This is a genomic window from Sporofaciens sp. SGI.106, assembly GCF_050314255.1.
GTDB lineage: Bacteria > Bacillota > Clostridia > Lachnospirales > Lachnospiraceae > Claveliimonas.
On the sequence record NZ_JBNPMZ010000005.1, the window covers coordinates 127,935 to 147,833 of the forward strand.

General features: G+C 43.5%; 19 protein-coding genes. 4 read left to right on the plus strand and 15 right to left on the minus strand.

Annotated features, from left to right (window positions below):
- Positions 1 to 19: 19 nt before the first annotated feature.
- A complete protein-coding gene (locus ACQRCC_RS05900; protein ID WP_427849883.1) occupies positions 20 to 2,626 on the minus strand; it encodes an EAL domain-containing protein in 2,607 nt (868 codons plus the stop codon).
- Between the two features lie 4 nt (positions 2,627 to 2,630).
- Positions 2,631 to 4,265: a class I adenylate-forming enzyme family protein gene (locus ACQRCC_RS05905; RefSeq protein WP_427849884.1), complete on the minus strand. Its 1,635-nt coding sequence runs from the start codon at positions 4,263 to 4,265 to the stop codon at positions 2,631 to 2,633.
- Positions 4,266 to 4,452: 187 nt separating this feature from the next.
- Here ACQRCC_RS05905 and ACQRCC_RS05910 point away from each other — a divergent pair, with 187 nt between their 5' ends.
- Positions 4,453 to 5,508: an ABC transporter substrate-binding protein gene (locus ACQRCC_RS05910; protein WP_427849885.1), complete on the plus strand. Its 1,056-nt coding sequence runs from the start codon at positions 4,453 to 4,455 to the stop codon at positions 5,506 to 5,508.
- Positions 5,509 to 5,651: 143 nt separating this feature from the next.
- Complete coding sequence (locus ACQRCC_RS05915; protein WP_427849886.1) at positions 5,652 to 7,157, plus strand: hypothetical protein; 1,506 nt, start codon at positions 5,652 to 5,654, stop codon at positions 7,155 to 7,157.
- A 71-nt stretch (positions 7,158 to 7,228) separates the two neighbouring features.
- On the opposite strand, the gene ACQRCC_RS05920 is transcribed toward ACQRCC_RS05915, so the two are convergent.
- Positions 7,229 to 8,032, minus strand: a complete 804-nt coding sequence (locus ACQRCC_RS05920; RefSeq protein WP_427849887.1) for a Cof-type HAD-IIB family hydrolase — start codon at positions 8,030 to 8,032, stop codon at positions 7,229 to 7,231.
- Positions 8,033 to 8,228: 196 nt separating this feature from the next.
- On the opposite strand from ACQRCC_RS05920, the gene ACQRCC_RS05925 reads away from it, so the two are divergent.
- Positions 8,229 to 8,378 carry a hypothetical protein gene (locus ACQRCC_RS05925; protein ID WP_427849888.1) on the plus strand — a complete coding sequence of 50 codons (150 nt, stop codon included), beginning with the start codon at positions 8,229 to 8,231 and terminating at the stop codon, positions 8,376 to 8,378.
- A gap of 112 nt (positions 8,379 to 8,490) precedes the next feature.
- Here the strand turns inward: ACQRCC_RS05925 and ACQRCC_RS05930 are convergent, their stop codons facing one another.
- The 8 genes from ACQRCC_RS05930 to ptsP all read right to left on the minus strand — a co-directional run bounded on the left by ACQRCC_RS05930 (position 8,491) and on the right by ptsP (position 15,016).
- Complete coding sequence (locus ACQRCC_RS05930) at positions 8,491 to 9,183, minus strand: LrgB family protein (RefSeq protein ID WP_427849889.1); 693 nt, start codon at positions 9,181 to 9,183, stop codon at positions 8,491 to 8,493.
- Entirely contained in the window at positions 9,137 to 9,544 is a 408-nt protein-coding gene (locus tag ACQRCC_RS05935) for a CidA/LrgA family protein (protein WP_427849890.1), read from the minus strand. Before ACQRCC_RS05935 ends, ACQRCC_RS05930 begins: the two co-directional genes overlap by 47 nt.
- A gap of 63 nt (positions 9,545 to 9,607) precedes the next feature.
- Positions 9,608 to 10,240, minus strand: a complete 633-nt coding sequence (locus ACQRCC_RS05940) for a 5-formyltetrahydrofolate cyclo-ligase (RefSeq protein ID WP_427849891.1) — start codon at positions 10,238 to 10,240, stop codon at positions 9,608 to 9,610.
- Positions 10,241 to 10,501, minus strand: coding sequence for a DUF1294 domain-containing protein (locus ACQRCC_RS05945; protein WP_427849892.1), 261 nt, complete (start codon positions 10,499 to 10,501; stop codon positions 10,241 to 10,243).
- 71 nt (positions 10,502 to 10,572) lie between these two features.
- On the minus strand, positions 10,573 to 10,734 hold the full coding sequence (locus ACQRCC_RS05950) for a hypothetical protein (RefSeq protein ID WP_427849893.1): 162 nt from the start codon (positions 10,732 to 10,734) through the stop codon (positions 10,573 to 10,575).
- Positions 10,735 to 10,780: 46 nt separating this feature from the next.
- On the minus strand, positions 10,781 to 11,983 hold the full coding sequence (locus ACQRCC_RS05955) for a phosphopentomutase (RefSeq protein WP_427849894.1): 1,203 nt from the start codon (positions 11,981 to 11,983) through the stop codon (positions 10,781 to 10,783).
- A 19-nt stretch (positions 11,984 to 12,002) separates the two neighbouring features.
- Positions 12,003 to 13,319 (minus strand): D-serine ammonia-lyase, encoded by a 1,317-nt coding sequence (gene dsdA, locus ACQRCC_RS05960; RefSeq protein WP_427849895.1) that lies wholly within the window; start codon positions 13,317 to 13,319, stop codon positions 12,003 to 12,005.
- Positions 13,320 to 13,390: 71 nt separating this feature from the next.
- On the minus strand, positions 13,391 to 15,016 hold the full coding sequence (ptsP, locus tag ACQRCC_RS05965; protein WP_427849896.1) for a phosphoenolpyruvate--protein phosphotransferase: 1,626 nt from the start codon (positions 15,014 to 15,016) through the stop codon (positions 13,391 to 13,393).
- Between the two features lie 311 nt (positions 15,017 to 15,327).
- Between ptsP and ACQRCC_RS05970 the strand changes: the two genes are divergently transcribed.
- Positions 15,328 to 15,528: a cold-shock protein gene (locus ACQRCC_RS05970; RefSeq protein WP_427849897.1), complete on the plus strand. Its 201-nt coding sequence runs from the start codon at positions 15,328 to 15,330 to the stop codon at positions 15,526 to 15,528.
- Positions 15,529 to 15,676: 148 nt separating this feature from the next.
- On the opposite strand, the gene ACQRCC_RS05975 is transcribed toward ACQRCC_RS05970, so the two are convergent.
- From ACQRCC_RS05975 to iorA, 4 genes are read right to left on the minus strand one after another with little or no spacing between them, the layout of a single operon-like run.
- Positions 15,677 to 16,120: an amino acid-binding protein gene (locus tag ACQRCC_RS05975; protein ID WP_427849898.1), complete on the minus strand. Its 444-nt coding sequence runs from the start codon at positions 16,118 to 16,120 to the stop codon at positions 15,677 to 15,679.
- A gap of 12 nt (positions 16,121 to 16,132) precedes the next feature.
- Positions 16,133 to 17,464: a phenylacetate--CoA ligase family protein gene (locus ACQRCC_RS05980; protein ID WP_427849899.1), complete on the minus strand. Its 1,332-nt coding sequence runs from the start codon at positions 17,462 to 17,464 to the stop codon at positions 16,133 to 16,135.
- Positions 17,465 to 17,502: 38 nt separating this feature from the next.
- Complete coding sequence (locus ACQRCC_RS05985) at positions 17,503 to 18,081, minus strand: indolepyruvate oxidoreductase subunit beta (protein WP_427849900.1); 579 nt, start codon at positions 18,079 to 18,081, stop codon at positions 17,503 to 17,505.
- Positions 18,081 to 19,829: an indolepyruvate ferredoxin oxidoreductase subunit alpha gene (gene iorA / locus ACQRCC_RS05990; protein ID WP_427849901.1), complete on the minus strand. Its 1,749-nt coding sequence runs from the start codon at positions 19,827 to 19,829 to the stop codon at positions 18,081 to 18,083. The genes ACQRCC_RS05985 and iorA overlap by 1 nt, the downstream gene beginning before the upstream one ends.
- Positions 19,830 to 19,899 lie beyond the last annotated feature (70 nt).

The following is a 19,899-nucleotide window of genomic DNA, read 5'->3' on the forward strand; positions in this document are numbered from 1 at the left end:
TAGGTACAATCCGGTGAACCTATTCCTGCATAGTTTTATCCCAAAGGCAACATCCGCCTTTATAATTTGCTTTTGCATAATAAAGAGCCCGGTCTGCCTTTTTGAAACACTCCATGATATAGCGTTCATTTTCTTTACAAACAGCAACTCCCGCAGAACATGCCGCCTGAATATCATTACCTATTATTTCCTTACGGTATTTCCGACAGATTTCCGCTCCCTTTTTCAGTGCATATGATCCGGATGGGATTTTTTTCTGAATTAGAATAAACTCATCTCCTCCGTAGCGGGCCATAATATCTGCACTTCTTACACTTGCGCGCAATAGTTTTGCAAACAGCTGAATCATCTGATCACCTGCCTCATGGCCACAACTGTCATTTACTTCTTTCAGATTATCCAGATCGAAGAAATAAACCGCCACCGGGAGATCCTCCGAAGAAATGTTATTTAATTCTACATGAAGTCCACGTCGATTTAACATTCCTGTAAGATAATCTCTGAAAGCAGCCTCCTGAAGCTGACGTTCTTTTTCATGATTCATCGATATTCCAAAAAGTCTTCGGATACGCTTCTTAAGACTATAGCTCTGAAATGGCTTTGCAGCAAAATCATCTGCCCCGTTCTTATATGCATTCATTTCCAGCATATCATCATGAACGCCTGTAGCCAGCACAGGAATCCTTAATATATCTTTTTTACTGTTCAGATACTCCAGTATCTCAAATCCGGCATTATTCGACAAAGAAAGATCCACGATCACCGCTGCCATTTCTGTCCTGTGTTCCTGCAGATACCGAATAGCCGTCGGTGCATCCTCCGCTTCCAGAACGTGATAAGTATTTTCATACGCCTCCCGAACCATGTTCCGGTAATATTCCTCATCGTCTGCTACCAGAAGACAGCGGCTCCAATCCAGATTCTTTCTGATGTCGTCACTATCTTCTCTTTCCATCTCCTGCATCAGCAGCTTCTCAAATTCTTCTGCCGGCATTGGGCGGGCAAAATAAAATCCCTGGGCATAATCACATCCCACATCCTTTAATATCTGTAGCTGTTCATATGTTTCCACACCCTCTGCCACAACACTTAAATTTCTCCAATGAGCAAGTCTCAATACGAATTTTAAAATACTTTCATTAATCGGTTTTGCAGTTTCCGCCTGAACAAAATTGATATCAAGCTTCAAAACGTCCAGTACCATCTGGCTTAAAGTATTCAATGAAGAATATCCGCTTCCAAAATCATCCAGTTCAATGACAAATCCCATATTTTTTAATTTACTTACCATATCAACAATCAGATGACTGTTTTCCATATAGGCACTCTCTGTGATTTCCAGATGAAGCTCCTTGGGTGATATTTCGTATCGATTCACCATGTCAGAAAGAATCTCTGCCAGATCATTATAGTAAAAATCCGCACGGGACACATTTACAGAAACAGAGATACGCGGATACTGCTTTTCTCTCCATTTTTTCAACGTGGAACAGGTTTTTTCCCAAATATGCTGGTCCATCCGGGCAATAAACCCATTCTTTTCAAATAAGGGAATGAAATCCGCCGGTGAAATCAATCCTCTCTGCGGATGATTCCATCGAACCAGCGCTTCGGCACCTGCCAACCCTCCATCTAACAGACTGAATTTGGGCTGAAAATAAACTTCAAACTGTTCATGCTCCAGAGCCATCTCCATTTCATCCACAATAGCCTGTTCATGCATCAGCTTTTCTCTTAACTTTCCGTCATAAACAGAGATATTTTTGAAATATTGTCCTTTGATGCTCTCAACGGCTAACACTGCACGGTCACACATCTGTTCAACAGGAATGGATGGATCCGTAATCTGATAGATTCCAAGCTTTATCCCCAGATTTCTCGCACTTGAAAGGCGATTAATCTGCTGATACATTTCATGGCAGATTTCTTCTGTAATGTCACAAGTGCGTTCTCTCAGCCACATAAACCGATCTGCATTATAGCGGCTGAAAATCTCATTTTCCCGAAGCTTTGCAAATCTCTCTCTGAAATAATCCGCAATCTCGCAAAGAAGGCGATCACCGGATTTGATCCCAAATACATCATTGTACAGTTTAAAATTCTCAATATTAAAGCATACAATGTCATACATTTTATCCGGATTCTGAGCTAAAATCTCTTTTACCTGCTGACAAAAATATCCCTTCGTATACAGTCCTGTCAGACGGTCATAACGATATTCATTAGCCAGAGCAGCAGCCTCACGGAGAAAGATCATATTTTCAATGATATGCAAAATAATCTCGGGGCGGTATGGCTTTGGCAGAAAGTCTGATGCCCCGCGGCTCAACGCCTTCGCCTCCTCCTTCTCTCCTCCCTCCTGCGTCATAACAATGACCGGAATGGATGCATACTGAGGATTCGCTTTAACAGTGTCTAAAAATGTATAACCGTCCATAACCGGCATCATAACATCAAGAAGAATCAAATCCACAGAACCCGTGTGTAACTCCAGACATTCCAGTCCCTGCTGACCATTCTCTGCCTCCAGAACCTGGTATTTCTCAGACAGAATATCTTTTAAAAACTCACGATTGATCAAATTATTTTCTACGACTAAGATTTGTTTCTTTCTAATATTTCTCATTTTTCTAAGCCCTGTTCTGTTCCGCAACCAGATGTGCTGCGCCATACATCTCACGCAGCTTCGGTTTCTCGATTTTACCGGTTGCATTTCTCGGAACATCTGCAAAAATAATCTTACGCGGACGTTTATATCTCGGAAGCTTCTTGCAGAATTCATTAATATCTTCTTCTGTGCAGGCAACACCCGGCTTCAGAGAAATGATAGCCGCTGATATCTCACCAAGACGGTGATCCGGAAGACCAATAACGGCCACATCCAGAATCGCATCATTTGTGCGCAGGAAATCCTCAATCTGTACCGGATAAATATTTTCTCCACCACTGATAATGACATCCTTCTTACGGTCAACCAGGAAAATGAATCCATCCTCATCTTCCACAGCCATATCTCCTGTATACAGCCATCCGTCATGAAGAACTTCTTCCGTCGCCTTCGTATCATTATAATAGCATACCATAACACCGGGACCTTTTACAGCCAGCTCTCCGGTATCTCCCTGTTTCACCGGATTGCCATTTTCATCAATGATCTTCGTCTCCCAACCGTAACCGGCTTTTCCAATCGCACCTACTTTATGTATATTCTCTACGCCCAGATGCACACATCCGGGTCCGATAGACTCGCTCAATCCATAATTCGTGTCATACTGATGATTCGGGAAATATTCTTTCCAGTGCTTGATCAGGCTTGGCGGTACCGGCTGTGCACCAATATGCATCAGACGCCACTGGTCAAGCTGATACTGTTCCAGTTTAATCTTTCCGCTGTCAAGGGCAAGCAATAAATCCTGTGCCCACGGAACCAGAAGCCATACAATCGTGCATTTTTCTTCTGAAACTGCACGCAGAATAAATTCCGGATTTGTTCCCTTTAAAAGCACTGCTTTCCCACCTACAAGGAAACTTCCGAACCAGTGCATCTTCGCACCGGTATGATACAATGGCGGAATACATAAAAATACATCATCCTTCGTCTGTCCATGATGATTCTGTTCCACTTTTGCAGCGTGCATCAGGGACTGATGGGTATGTAAAATCGCTTTCGGAAATCCCGTAGTTCCGGAAGAAAAATAAATTGCTGCATAATCTTCATCCGTAATATCAATCTTCGGAGACTGGCTGGAGCAATTTGCAGTATGTATCGTATAATCTTCTGCAAATCCCGGACATCCGTCTCCCACATAATACAGCAGACGGTGCTTGCTGATCTCATCAGCTACTTCTTCCACACGTCCGATAAACTCCGGTCCAAATACCAGCACATCAACTTCTGCAAGTTCCACACAATACTTAATCTCGTCTGCAGAATACCGGAAATTAAGAGGCACTGCCAGTGCTCCTGTCTTAAGCACTCCAAAATAAATCGGCAGCCACTCCAGACAGTTCATCAGGAGAATCGCAACCTTGTCCCCTTTTTGAACTCCACGCTCCAGAAGAAGGTTTGCAAAACGGTTTGCTTTTTCATTAAATACATTCCATGTAATCTCACGACGGTAATAAGAAGCACGCACCGGTTCAATCAGTTCGTACTCCTTCCATGTAACACGTCTCGTCTCCGGCATCTCCGGATTAATCTCTACAAGACACACATCATCGCCATACAGGCGACAGTTTTTTTCCAAAATATCTGTAATAGGCATTGGAATCCCCTTTCTATGCCAGATCCTGATCTGTACACAAATGCACAAACTCCGGCACTTTAACACTTTTACTCATTAAAGTTTATGATACCGAATCCACGCAGGAATGTCAAGACAGAAGGGGAAATTCTCACGGAATCGCCCCATTACGAATATAATATATCATTAGGATTTAAGGAGGTTATTTATGAAAAAGCGAATCATTGCAACAGTACTGGTTTTTTCCATGATTCTGACCATGCTTGCCGCATGTTCTTCCAGTGAAACAACCGGAACGGATGACGGGCAGACTGCTGCCACCGCAAATGGGAAAACAACAGAATCGAAGGTTGTGCTTAACGAAGTGGCACATTCCATCTTCTACGCCCCGATGTATGTGGCAATTGAGGAAGGATATTTTGTCGAAGAAGGTATCGATGTCACATTGATTACTGGTTTTGGCGCCGATAAAACTATGACCGCCGTTCTCTCCGGCGAAGCAGACATTGGATTTATGGGATCCGAGGCATCCATTTATACCTATAATGAGGGCGCAAATGATTACGTTGTTAACTTCGCACAGCTCACCCAGAGGGCTGGAAATTTTCTGGTTGCCAGGGAAGAAATGCCGGACTTCAAATGGGAAGATCTAAAAAACAAATTAGTACTTGGCGGTCGAAAGGGTGGTATGCCGGAGATGGTATTTGAATATATCCTCCGCCAGAATGGCATAGATCCTGCCAAAGACCTGACCATTGACCAGAGCATTGATTTCGGCTCCACAGCCGCTGCATTCTCCGGCGGTCAGGGTGATTTTACAGTTGAATTCGAACCGGGGGCAACTTCTCTTGAAAAAGAAGAAAAGGGATATGTAGTAGCATCTCTCGGCACTGACAGCGGTTACGTTCCTTACACGGCATTTTCTGCAAAGAAAAGCTACATCGACCGGAATCCTGAGATTATCCAGGGATTCACCAACGCACTGCAGAAAGGAATGGATTACGTGCAGAATCACACTCCTCAGGAAATTGCGGAAATAATCAAACCACAATTCAAGGAAACAGACCTGTCCACGATTACCACTATCGTGACTCGCTATTACGATCAGGATACCTGGAAGGATAATCTGATTTTTGAGGAAGAAAGCTTTACACTTCTGCAGGATATTCTGGAAGACTCCGGCGAACTGTCAAAACGCGCTCCTTATGAAGACCTCGTAACTACAGATTTTGCTGAGAAAGCAGTGGAACAATCCAAACAATAATCTGATTTTTATTATAAACAACTTATGAAGCAGGTATTATGCTGCAGAATTTACTGTGGCATAATGTCTGTTTTATTTACTTTCTTTCCGTGATACAATATTGAATAGAATCAAATTGCGTTTTATGTAGGAGGCTTACCAGTATGAAAAATTTTAAGACCAAAATAAACCGACAAGTCCTTGCAGGCGTAACATTCATCATTCTTTTACTTTCCGGCTGTTTTTACCAGGCATTGCAGGAATCCTCTCCTGCTGAGTGCGCCATCACGATTATTCAGCCAATTAATGCAATTGCAAGTAATCGTCCTTTTTATGTGGTAGGAAACCTGGAAGGAACAGTACCTGAAAATGCAACTCTGAATGTAAATATTATTGATGAAAATGGAGAAATCGTCAGAGAAGTTAGTACCTCCAAAAAGAATAATCCCGATTCGGTGATTACCGATTCCTTACATAATCTGGATGAAACAGATACAAACTGTGAAAAATTATTTGCATCCTGTATGCCGGATCTGATTGCAGATGAAAGCGGAAGCATTTGTAATGCAGATATTAAGGCTGCATATTCGGACAACTTTTTTGCAGCTCTGATTGCAAACGGCGTAGTTGAGCATGACGGCAAAACACTTTACCGGGGAGGAATTGAACTTCTGGATGCTGATGGAAATGAATATGAAGCGTTGCCGGAAGGCAAATATAAAATAAAAGTAGAATTAAAATCTAAGGATACTCTTCTGGCAAAAGATGAATCCACTCTTATGATAGGCGGAATTTTGCGGAAAGTCATTACCAGATTCAGCCCGACCAAACACTACGAAAAAGTGGACGAGTATATCCAGCGCGAGAAAATAAATGTGGCTTCCGATTTATTCCCGGGATACTGGGATCCATCACAGGTAAATCCTGCTGTAACTGCAACCGGCGAAATAGAATCATTCTGGCATTCTGTCAATCTTGCAGAATATTCCTCAGATGATACCGAATATCGAATCATTCTTTACAACCTGGAAGAAACAGCTGCAAGCTGGAAAATTGAGTGTGGAGAATTGCTTTATCAGCAGATTACTGATCAGCCTGACAGAGTAAAATACTTCTGTTATGATATAGGTGAGCCTTCCATTTCAGACGACGATTCCGATATTTCAGTGAACGGAAATATCGTTCCGGTGAATCAGGAAAGCAGACTCTCCCTGCTGAGATGTGACACTGTTCCTGCCGAAACCGAAGAAAATTACTACAACACAGAAGATCCCGACATTCTGGAACTGGACACTGATTTTTCAGATGGAGTAACTATTGAATCAGGAGATACCATTGCTTTATACGGTGTTACCTCCCTCGTGCCAAACAAAAAGGATGAGCTTGATTTTGACACCGTAAAAAATCAGTATACCATCCATAACCGGATCACCACACTGCGGTATCGGATCAGTGGCGAGGGAATCAACGAGACATTCGAAAAAGAGACGGGCCTTGACCGACTCTTTGAAGATAATGACCAGAAGCATAAATCCCTGGTTGAGTTTCGAAATGTCATTACTACAAAGCCTGACTGGAAGGGAAAAACACTGACTCTTACAGTAACCGGTATTGATGCGAACGGGAATCCGGCTGATGCTGAAGACAGCATTGAACTTCATATTCAATAAAAGATACCAGGGTAAAAGGTCTTTTCCCACCTATAAGCTAATGTAGCTTAAATCTTTTACCCTGGTATCACTTATATTATTCCATAATGTTTCATAGCATATGCAACTCCGTCTTCTTCCACCCGCCTTGTAACATACTCCGTATAGGGCTCCAACTCTTTTGCATGCTCTCCCATAGCAATCGTATGTCTGGCGTACTCAAACATAGACAAATCATTTGTACTGTCACCAAACGCATAGGAGTTCTCCCTGTCAATTCCAAGCTTTCTCATTATAAAATCACAGGCTGTCCATTTGGAATACCCTTTCTGAATGATTTCATAAGTATCTCCGCCCCGGTCCACAATTTCCATATCTTCAGATATATAATCGAAAAATGTCTGTTTGTCACTCTTCTCATCTGCATAGACGAATAGTTTGTCATATACGAAACTGCCTTCTCCAATATAACGATTCTTCGCTATTCCAAGATATTTATCAAAATATTTACGCTGATTTTCGAGTCCGCTGAATCTGGACATTTTGCGCGGAAGGAAGTTGTCTTCTGTACCTTCCATCACTCCTTCCAACCCGCAGGCATACATTTTCTCAATGATATCCTGTCCGCGTTTTTCTTCAATGGAGCTGCGGAGCAGTACCTGATCATGATAAATAATATAAGTTCCGCATCCACACAATAATCCATCAAAATCAATCTTTCGCACTTCAGGGCGCACTGCACAGATCGTCCGGCCTGTATTGACAAATATCAGATGGCCGTTCTTTTTTGCCTGATAAAGGGCATCTATCGTGCTTTGGGGGATTCTGTCCGTATGATTACTGATAAGCGTTCCGTCTATATCAAAATATAATACCGATTTTTCCATATCTTTCATTCCTGTTCTCTTTTGTTTTTAATATGCTAGAGTATAACATAATTTTCTGTGCAGAAACAGCCTTTATTTTCTTGATTTGTCCCCAAAACACATTTTTTCTTTCATATTCTGTCCCTTCAGTATGTATAAAACCCCCGTCTTCTGTGCTATATTTCTACTAAACAGAAAATAACACATCTAACGAGGAGGCATTATTATGACTGACCTGATTACTATTTTAGCTCCATTTATCATTGGCATAAACGGAATCATTCTGATTGTAAATGCAGTCATTGATATCCGCAAAGAGAAAAGAGGAAAAACAGCTTACGAAGAGATAAAAGAAAAATGGGAAAAGGTTTCTTAGCCTTTTCCCATCCGAAGAATCGACAGCGAAATCATAATATTCATTCTGTTTTCATTACTCATGATATCATATCCGAGAATTTCCCTGATTGCGTTCATTTTATATTTTAAACTTATAAAAGCGGTGCAAAGAATGATGCTCCAATGACTGTAAGGAGCCCGGCAACCACAATCGCAAGGCTGCTCATCGCACCTTCCACCTCTCCCATCTCCATTGCTCTTGCCGTTCCAATGGCGTGTGCCGCCGTCCCAATGGCAAGACCTCTGGATATGGGACTTTTTATGCGAACAATGCGACAGACAAAGTCAGCGATTATATTTCCAAGGACACCTGTGATGATGATAACCGCAACCGAGATGGTTACATATCCTCCCAATTCTTCTGACACGCCCATTCCAATGGCCGTTGTAATGGATTTCGGAAGAAGCGTTACATATTCTTCATGGGATAACCCGAATAAGTAAGCCAGTGCAAGTACGGTTCCCATACTTGCGATCACTCCCGCAGTGATCCCACCAACAATGGCCGCCACATTTTTCTTCAACAGTTCCAGCTGCAAGTACAGCGGAATTGCAAGACTCACCGTCGCCGGTGTAAGCAGATACCCCAGGTAATGGGCACTGGCATTATAGCTCTCATAATCAATGCGAAACAGCACCAGAAATCCGATAACCAGAACAATGGATATCAAAAGAGGGTTAAACACTGCCAGTTTAAATTTGCTCTTTAGTAAAACTCCGATCTCATATGCCAGCAGGCTAATGACGATTCCGATCGTCGCCGAATTCACTACCATCTGATCCATGCTTCATTTCCTCCTTCCCGCCTGACTGCAACAGGCTATCCGTAACCTTGCCCGTCACGATCATAACCACAAACGTAGTCACCACCGTAATGATCACAACCGGTACAAGAATACTCTGAAGCTGCTTCCACGAAGTCAGAAGACCCACCGCCGCCGGAATAAACATCAGCGGCATGATCTCTATCAGGAATTCACCCACTTCTTTGACCTGTTCAATCTTAATTATCTTTGTTGTCAGCAGAACCAGCATCAATACCAGTCCGTAGATGCTGCCCGGTATCGGAAGAGGTACAAAATATTTTATCATCTCTCCCACACAGGTAACACCCAGTATGATTCCAAATTGTCTCATGTATTTCATTTGTATTTCCTCCCACATCGGACTATTATAGACCTATTATCCGAAGCAGTCCATGATAAATTTTTAACTTTTCGACACTTTAGACGTGTGATTCTCCTCCAATAAGATATTTTTTCTCTCCGTCACCACTATGTCCATTCGTATATCATGCTCTTCCCGGCAGATATCTTCTTCCAGAAGCTGTTCCCGACAGATTACTGCCTTTATCATCCTCTTCCCGGCACAACCATTTTCCTTCGACTCTGCGTTCATACTCTCTGCTCTGCTGAAATACCGGTCATAATAACCTCCTCCATATCCAAGCCTCCATCCTCGAACACTGCAGGCAAGACAGGGCACGACAGCAAACTGTATTTCCTCCGGTCTGACCATCTTACAGTTTTTCCCAGGCTCGAGAATTCCGTAACTTCCCTCCGCCAGTTCTGAAAATGAATGGATCTCATATGCCTCCATATGACCTTTTCCTTCACACCGCGGAACAACGACTCTCTTTCCCGTCTTCCACGCCTCTTTAAATATAAGGCGGGTATCAATCTCTTCTTCTGTACTAACAAAGCAGAAAACCGTATCTGCTTCCGCGAATTCTTTCAGAGTGAGAATATTTCTGCATATTTTTTCATCAGCCATTCTGCAATATTCCCTCTGAAGGTTCTTCCTTTTTTCTTTCATAATAATACGCTGCTGTTTTTTGTCCATCTATCTTCCCATCCATAAAATTACCGCCACCTGAATCAACAGTATCAGCGGAACACCAACTTTAAACTTCCACTTTCTTGTCTTATGATGAAAAAACAGCATTCCCGCAAGTGCACCTGCGCTTCCGCCGATAAACGCAAGTCCTAATAATGTTTTCTCCGGGACTCTCCACTCATTTCGCTTCGCTTTCATCTTGTCCCATCCATATGTAAGAAATGCTGCAAGATTCACCACAGCCAGATATATAATTAGTAATTGCACAATATTTTCCTCCACAAATCAGGACTGCGACCATAGCGTTCCACCCAGTCGCAGCCCCGATCATACTCCTTTTATTTTCTAAATTCCGCACGAACCATCGTTTTTTCTTCGTAAAGCACTCCCTGCTTTTCCCGGTTCACAGTTTCTTCTGTTTTTCCTACAATTTCACCTTTTGTCTTTCCACTTGATTTTAGCAGATTTGCCGGAAAAAGGTCAGTCTTAATCTCTTTCATACCATCACCTCATGTATAGTATGCCTGGATTTTTATTATTTATTCTTCATTTTACAAGAATACTATAGAAGCTTTCTCCATCTCCCCGGTAATCGACTCCCAGATATTGCGCTACTGTCTGAGCGATATCTGCAAAACTCTTTCGAGTCCCCAGATTCACACCCTGTCTCAGCATGTCGCCATAACACAGACACGGCGTATATTCTCTGCTGTGATCGGTTCCTTTGAATCCCGGATCACATCCATGGTCTGCAGTAATCATCAGCAGATCCCCCGGCCTCATCTTCTTCATCATCTGACCGATCTGAACATCCACGGCATTTAAAGCATCCGTATATCCCTCCACATCATTTCGATGTCCGTATATCATATCAAAATCCACCAGATTAATGAAGCAGAGCCCTTCAAAGTCTTCATCCATAATCTCAAGAACCTGTTCCATATTCCTGTCATTTCCCCTGTTGGGATAGCTTTTTTGTATTCCTCTTCCGGCAAAAATATCAGAAATCTTGCCTACTCCGATGGTCGCCAAACCACTTTCGGTTATCGCATCCAGAACCGTTTTCTTTGGAGGCTCCAGAGAAAAATCATGTCGGTTCACCGTCCGCTCATAATCCGGATATTCTCCCACAAAGGGACGGGCAATGACTCTTCCCACTCCATGCTCGCCCTGCAGAATCTTTCTCGCCTTTCGGCAGTCTTCGTACAGTTCCTCTAGTGGCACAATATTCTCATGCGCTGCCACCTGAAACACACTGTCCACAGATGTGTATACGATCAGCTTTCCCGTCTCCACATGTTCCTGCCCGTAATCCCGGATAACCGCCGTTCCGGAATAGGGTTTGTTGCAGAGAATTCCCCTGCCTGTTACTTTTTCAAATTCATCCAATATTTCTTTTGGAAATCCTTCCGGATAGGTCGGCATCGGTTTAGGAGAAACAATCCCGGCTATTTCCCAATGCCCCATCGTTGTATCCTTGCCGGCAGACTGCTCCTGCATTTTTCCATAGCATCCTATGATTTTTTGTCCATATTTATTAGTATTTGAATCCGTTTTCTCTTCCCCGCTTTTAAAAGACGTTCCATCTATCTGGAATATTCCAAGTCTTTCCAGATTGGGAACACAAATCCTTCCGCTTCTCACACAGGTTCCAAAAGTATCACAGCCCACATCATCAAAATGCTCCGCATCCGGGGCTTCTCCGATTCCAACACTGTCCAGTACCATCAAAAAAACTCTTCGTCCCATTTTGTTTACCCCTATCACGTTAATCTAAATACGTTGTCATATATTCTTCTCTGACCTCCTCCGGAACCAGCCTGCCTCCGGTTGCCCATGCAATGTGTACCGCATTTTCCATCTTATCTGACAGTCCATGTTCCTCGATATATCGTCTGGTCTCATCATATTGCATCAGTTTCAGTGGTCCTTCAAAGGCTGCACACGAACTGGGCTCGATAAATATGCCTTCCGTGTTCCAAAGTGCCCGCATATATTCATACAGCCATTTATCATCCAGTGTAAATTCTCCGGAAAGAAGCGGTTCCATAACCTTACCCACGAATCCGGACGGTCTTCCCACTGCCAGCCCATCTGCATGAGTCTGACCGCTGAGTCCCACGTCCTGTACGCAGATCTGATTGTGAAGTCCGGTCGCCATTCCAAGCAGCATACAGGGTGCCTGTGTCGGTTCCACAAAGAAACAGTGCACATGATCTCCCCATATCTGTTTCAATCCAAAGGTAACTCCACCCGGTGCACCGCCTACCCCGCAGGGGATATAAACAAACAACGGATGTTCCTCATCTATTTCTATCTGCTGTTCTTCAAGCTGCTTTTGAAGACGCACTGCAGCCACAGCATATCCCAGAAAGAGATTTTTTGAATTTTCATCATCCACAAAATAGCTCATGGGATCCGCATCCGATTCCTTACGTCCATTTTTTACCGCTTCGCTGTAATCCGATTCATATTCTACCACCTTCACTCCATGGCTACGAAGCATATCCTTTTTCCACTGCTTTGCATCAGCAGACATGTGAACAATTACCCGATATCCCACAGCAGCACTTGCAATCCCGATACTGAGTCCCAGATTCCCCGTTGATCCAACCTGTATCGTATACTGGCCGAAGAATTTACGGCATTCTTCTGACGCAAGCTTCTCATAATTATCCTCCGGCTTCAAGATCCCTGCCTTTATCGCCAGTTCCTCCGTATGCTTTAACACCTCGTAAATGCCGCCTCGTGCTTTCACCGATCCCGCAACAGCCAGATGACTATCCTTTTTTAACAATAGTTTTCCACCGATCTTCTGCCTGTATTCATGTTCCAGATAATCCCGCATCTCAGGAATCGGCGTAAGCCCAGACTCAATCAGGCCCTTCTGCGCCTCAGTTTCAGGAAAACACTTCTTAATAAACGGCGCAAATCTTTCCAGCCGTCTTTTGGCATCTTTCATTTCTTCCAAAGTAACCGGAAGGGCGACACTTCCAAAAGGTTTCAGTCCGGGATTCACCCATCCGATCTCCTCCCCAGCCGCAATCTTCTGAATCAACGGATCCTCCATATAGCTCTTAACCATAGAAATACCTCCTTTTATATAGCAGAATCACAGCCACCGACGGCTGTGATTCCATAGTAAACTCTTCCTCTTTATCTTATCTCACGTATATTTTTACGAAGCGGAAGCACCTTATCCGGTGTCACAGATAATTCATCAATTCCCATTCTGATAAACGTCTCAGTCAACGTCTCATCAGCCGCCAGATCACCACAGATACTGATTCTCTTTCCTTCCAGATGAGCATTATTTGCCACGATCCGAATCATTTTCAAAAGAGCCGGATGATGTGTGTTATAATATCCGGAAAGACGTCTGTTCGTACGATCCATAGCGAGTGTGTACTGAGTCAGGTCATTCGTTCCAATACTGAAGAAATCCACTTCTCTTGCCAGTTCTCCACTGATCATAACTGCCGCCGGAGTCTCGATCATAACTCCCACTTCAATAGCATCATTATATGCAATCTTTTCTGAACGCAGTTCAGCCTTTACCTTCTCAAGAATACTTTTCGCTGTAACAACTTCCTCCACGGATGTAATCATAGGAAATAAAATGGATATATTCCCAATTGCAGATGCTCGTAATATAGCACGCAGCTGTGTCTTGAAAATCTCTTCCTTATCCAGTAACACCCGAATTCCGCGATAGCCCATCATCGGATTGGACTCCTCCGGAAGCTTAAGTGCATCTACCCGCTTATCACCGCCGATATCTGCCGTACGTATCACAATCCTTTTTGCACCCATCACTTCTGCGGTCAGCTTATATGCCTGAAACTGCTGTTCTTCTGTCGGGAGCTTTCCGCCCATTTCCATAAAAAGAAATTCACTTCTGAAAAGCCCTACTCCATTCGCATCATTGCGGAGCACACTTTCTATATCCTCACGGCTGCCGATATTGGCACAGACATCTATCTTCTGACCACTCTGGGTCACATTCTCCTTCCCTTTCAGTCGTTCCAGCGTCTCAACCTTTAATAAGGTCTTTTTCTTCTTCTCTCTCATCTGATGTAGCGTTGTCTGATCAGGTTCGATATAAAGCTTTCCCTCAAATCCGTCAATAATTACCATCTTGCCGTCATAGTCTTTTTTCAGTGCTTCACCGATTCCAATTACTGACGGTATCCCCTTCGTACGTGCAAGCGTCGCCGTATGAGAATTAATAGAACCATACATGGTCACGAACCCCAGGACCTTTGTCTTATCAAGCCGCGCCGCTTCACTGGGATAGAGATCCCTTGCCGCCATGATGAAAGGTTCATCCATGAACATCTTCTCTTTTCTTCCCCGTCCGAGAATACGGAGCAATCGGGATGCCACGTCTTTTACATCCGCCTCATGACCACGCACATAGCTGGAATCTTTCGTTGCAAATTCTGCAAGAAAATTCTCCGCTGCCTTCTGCACTGCATATTCTGCATTCAGTCTCTGATCCATAACAATTCTGGTAACACTGTCCAGAAATTCACTGTCTTCCAGCACCATCTGCTGCATCTCGAAGATCAGAGCTGTTGCTTCTCCCGTCTCCTTCGCGGAAATCTCACACAGTTCTTTAATCTCCTGCACTGCTTTTTCTCTTGCTTTCTGGAACCGGAGGATCTCTTTTGTCACATCTTCCACATATATTCTTCGGATTTCCTTTTCTCCCCGCTTATAAAAAGCAAGTCTTCCGATTACAATCCCCTCCGATACTTTCTTCCCCGTCAACGTAATCATATATTATCCGTCCTCTGCTGCATATATTTCTTTCTTTTACTTTACACGCTGAACCCAAGGTAGTCAAGTCATTCCTGGTATTTACTGTATCTTTCTCTTTACATTATAATATGTATCTTTTCTGTATTATGTACCGTCTCTGATTCATACAGGTTATATGATTTAAGAAAAGTTACATATTTTTATATCATTCTTCTCAACTTGTGCAAATTAACACATATTCCATTGACTTTCCCTCCCAAATGTGTTAATTTGTTAAGGAATCTATAGGATATCATTATGGGTTATCAATTCTTTATGGAGGTATGAAAATGAGCAAAGGTACAGTAAAATGGTTTAACAACCAAAAAGGCTACGGCTTCATTTCTGACGAGTCTGGAAATGATGTATTCGTTCACTACTCTGGACTTGTAATGGATGGTTTTAAATCATTAGAAGAAGGTCAGGCTGTAGAGTTCGAAGTAACTGAAGGTGCTAAGGGACCTCAGGCAGTTAATGTTGTAAAACTGTAATTGCCACAATTTAATCAAATGAGATGTACCTTTTATTTATATAAAATATATATAATTTTAAATATGTAAAAGAATACATGTAATTCGATTAAAAAATGGGATGTCATCTGACATCCCACTTTTTATACCTTTTTTCAGATTTCATTTCCTATCTGTTAGCATTATATGCTTCATCTGCACTGTATACGTCAAATCCGCTTCCCTTCAGAATATCGATCACACGTCCCGGCTCATCGCTCTTCAGTACAGCCGCCGCATCCGCACCATTTGCAAATGCGTACATGTACTCAATATTAACCTCTCCCTCTACAAGCTGATGCATTGCTTTGCTGAGAGATCCGGTAGCATGCGGAACTCTCAGTGCTACTACGTCTGTAAGCATCGCTGTGATTCCGGCTTCTTTTAATACCATACGGCCTTTGTGCGGATCGGACACGATCATACGGAGCATTCCATACTCGGTAGTATCTGCCAGACTGAGCGCTACGATATTAACATCTCCTTCTGCAAGAGCAGAAAGCACCTCGTCCAGACGTCCTTCTCTATTTTCCAAAAAAACGGATAACTGCTGAATTGTGTTGCTCAAACTCATAATTTCCCCTCCTTATAAATTTCTGTTATCAATCACACGTTTTGCTTTTCCTTCACTTCTCTGAATAGTCTTAGGCTCTACCAGTTTTACTCTTACAGATACCCCAAGTGCCTGTTTTAATACTGCGGCCACCCTGTTCTTCAGTTCATCCAGCTTACGGATCTCATCAGAGAAGTATTTCTCATCAACTTCTACCATTACAGTGAGGACATCCAGGTTATTCTCACGATCCACAATCAACATATAGTGAGGAGCTACGCCGCCGCCCATAGACAGAAGAGCTGTCTCAACCTGTGTCGGGAATACGTTGACACCACGGATAACCTTCATGTCATCGGTACGTCCTGTGAACTTCTGAATTCTTGGAAGCGTTCTTCCACATTCGCATGTGCCATGCTGAATGCTTGTCAGGTCTTTTGTTCTGTAACGAAGAAGCGGCATACCTTCTTTTGCAAGAGTCGTAAATACAAGTTCTCCGGTCTCTCCGTCTGCACATGCAGTCTGATCTGCCGGATTCAGTACTTCCGGATAGAAGTAATCTTCATATACATGAAGTCCTTTATGATGGATACAATCCATTGCCACACCAGGACCGGTAATCTCGCAAAGTCCGTAAATATCAAAGCTGTTGATATGGAAGATGCTCTCAATCTTCTTGCGCATCTCCTCTGTCCACGGTTCTGCACCATTGATGCTTGCCTTAATCTGCAGGCGGTCGATGATACCTGCCTCCTGAGCAGCCTCTGCCAGGTATAATGCATAGGAAGGTGTACATGCAAAAGCTGTCGCACCAAAGTCCTCCATACACATCAGCTGACGTTTTGTATTACCGGAAGACATCGGAATTGCCATGGCTCCCAATGCTCGTGCTCCGAGATCCAGTCCCATACCTCCGGTAAAAAGTCCGTATCCGTAACAGATATGAAGTCTGTCTTCATATGTAAGACCAGCCATAGTAAGCGCTCTTGCCACACATTCTCCCCAAACATCCACGTCTTTTTGTGTATAGGATGCAAGGGTAAGCTTTCCGGTTGTTCCTGATGTTCCCTGCACTCTGGCAATCTTACTCTGCGGTACAGCCAGAAGTCCGAAAGGATAATTATTTCTCAGATCCTCTTTTGTCGTAAAAGGAAGCTTATTAATGTCTTCAATCCCTTTAATATCCCCAGGTTCCAGTCCCATCTCATCCATCTTATCACGATAAAACTTTACATTATCGTATACATTCTTCACCTGCTTTACGAGACGTTCACTCTGAAGCGCTGTCATCTCATCCCTGCTCATACACTCAATCTTCGGGTCGCGGATTTTTTCCTGCCAATTTTCCAATGCTACTCCTGCCATTCTTCTGTCCATCCTCTCATTCAATTTCTTTACAGCCTCTACTCTGAGACAAGCTGGTATCCTACATCAAATGCCTGCTTATTGATCTCAATCGTTTTCGGCGGTACTGTATGTTCAATTACGTCATACCACTGTTCTTTTGTGAAATCCATATGCTGGGCTGCGATACCGAGAACAATCAGATTGAACACCCTCGGATTGCCAAGCTTTTTGGATTCCTCTGTCGCATTTACTGTATATACTTTATGATCCTTTTTCAGATTTTCAATAATATTTTCCGGATACTCTGCCGCACCGATCACTACCGGCATCGGATCGATTCTCCAGTCATTTACAATGAGGGCACCATCTTTTTTAAGAAAATGTGCATAGCGAAGTGCTTCCAGCCTCTCAAATGCTATGATTACATCTGCCTGCCCCTCTTCAACGATCGGTTCTGCCACATTCTCACCATAGCGCACAAATGTTACAACGCTTCCGCCTCTCTGCGCCATTCCATGAACCTCTGAAAGTTTGACATCATATCCTCCTGCAATGGCAAGGCCTCCCAGAATTCTGCTGGTCAGAAGAGTTCCCTGTCCTCCGACTCCGACAATCATAATATTTTTTGTTGCCATTATCTGTCACCTGCCTTTACTAATTCAATTGCATCAAACTTACAAAGAGTCTCACAAAGACCGCATCCGGTACACATCGTATCATCGATATGGATCGTTCCGTCTGCATTCCTTGTCATAGCCGGACATCCCGGTTTCATACACATACCGCACTTCTTACATTTATCTTCATGTGCAACATAGAGCGGCTTCTTCTCTTTGCTTAAGAGTACACAAGGTGTTTTGGTGATAATAACAGACACTTCATCCCTTGCAACTTCTTCTTTTACTACCTTTTCCAATGTAGCTATATCAAATGCATTGACTTCTATTACATTCTTAACGCCAATTGCACGGCACAGTGCCGGAATGTCAATGGCATATGTAGGCTCTCCGAGAAGAGTCTTACCTGTCGCCGCATGATCCTGGTGTCCGGTCATACCTGTCGTAGAATTGTCCAGAATCATCACTGTTCCGGTCGCCTTGTTATACATCATATTCATCAGGGAATTCACACCTGTATGTAAGAATGTGGAATCTCCGATAACTGCTACCCAGTTTTTAATATAATCTTTACCCTTTGCTTTCTCCATTCCGTGAAGGCTGGAAATACTTGCGCCCATACAGATAGTGGTATCTACCACACTGAGCGGTGCCACAGCACCCAGTGTATAACATCCGATATCTCCGGCTGCATGAAGCTTCAGTTTATTCAGCACATAGTAAACACTTCTGTGCGGGCATCCCGGGCAGAGAATCGGCGGTCTTCCCGGCGCTGCTGCCGGTGCTGCGATATCCAGCTTCTCCCCGAGGATTGCTTCCCGGATCATATTCGCGCTGTATTCACCCTGTACAGTAAAGATTTCTTTACCGACAGCCTTGATTCCCCATGATTTTACCTGTTCCTCAATCACCGGATCCAGTTCTTCCACGATATATAACTTTTCAACCTTAGAAGCAAATTCTTCGATCAGTTTTCTTGGCAGAGGATTGACCATACCAAGCTTTAATACAGATGCCTCCGGCATTGCTTCTTTCACGTACTGATAAGGAATACCGCTGGTAATCACACCGATTTTCGTATCATTCATCTCCACACGGTTAATCGGCAGTGTATTCGCAGCTTCTGCCAGTTCCAGATTGCGCTTCTCGATCTCCACGTGACGGAGCTTTGCATTTCCCGGCATCATAACCGTCTTGCGAATATCTTTCACATATGGTTTATCCTCAATCTGAGCTCTGTCTTCCAGCTCTACCACACCCTGGGAGTGAGCCAGTCTTGTAGTTGTACGGAAAACAAACGGACGGTCAAACTGCTCACTGAGTTCAAATGCTGCCTTCATAAAATTTTTCGCTTCTGCGCTGTCAGACGGCTCCAGAACCGGAAGCTGCGCTGCACGCGCAACCATTCTCGTATCCTGCTCATTCTGGGAACTGTAAAGTCCCGGATCATCTGCCACGACGATGACCAGACCTCCGTTCACTCCCATATAAGACACCGTATATGCAGGGTCTGCTGCCACATTAAATCCAACATGCTTCATACAGGACATTGCACGTACACCAGCAACAGATGCTCCGATTGCAACCTCGGTAGCAACCTTCTCATTCGGTGACCACTCACAATACAGATCATCCTTATACTGTACCAGATATTCACTAATCTCAGTACTCGGCGTACCCGGATAAGCTGCAGACACCTTCACGCCCGCTTCGTAAGCTCCTCTCGCAATCGCCTCATTACCAAGCATAATTACTTTTTTTGACATTCTCAGTTACATCCTTTCTCATCTTATCGAAATAACGAAAAAACGCATCTCACAGTGCAGTCTGAGTTTG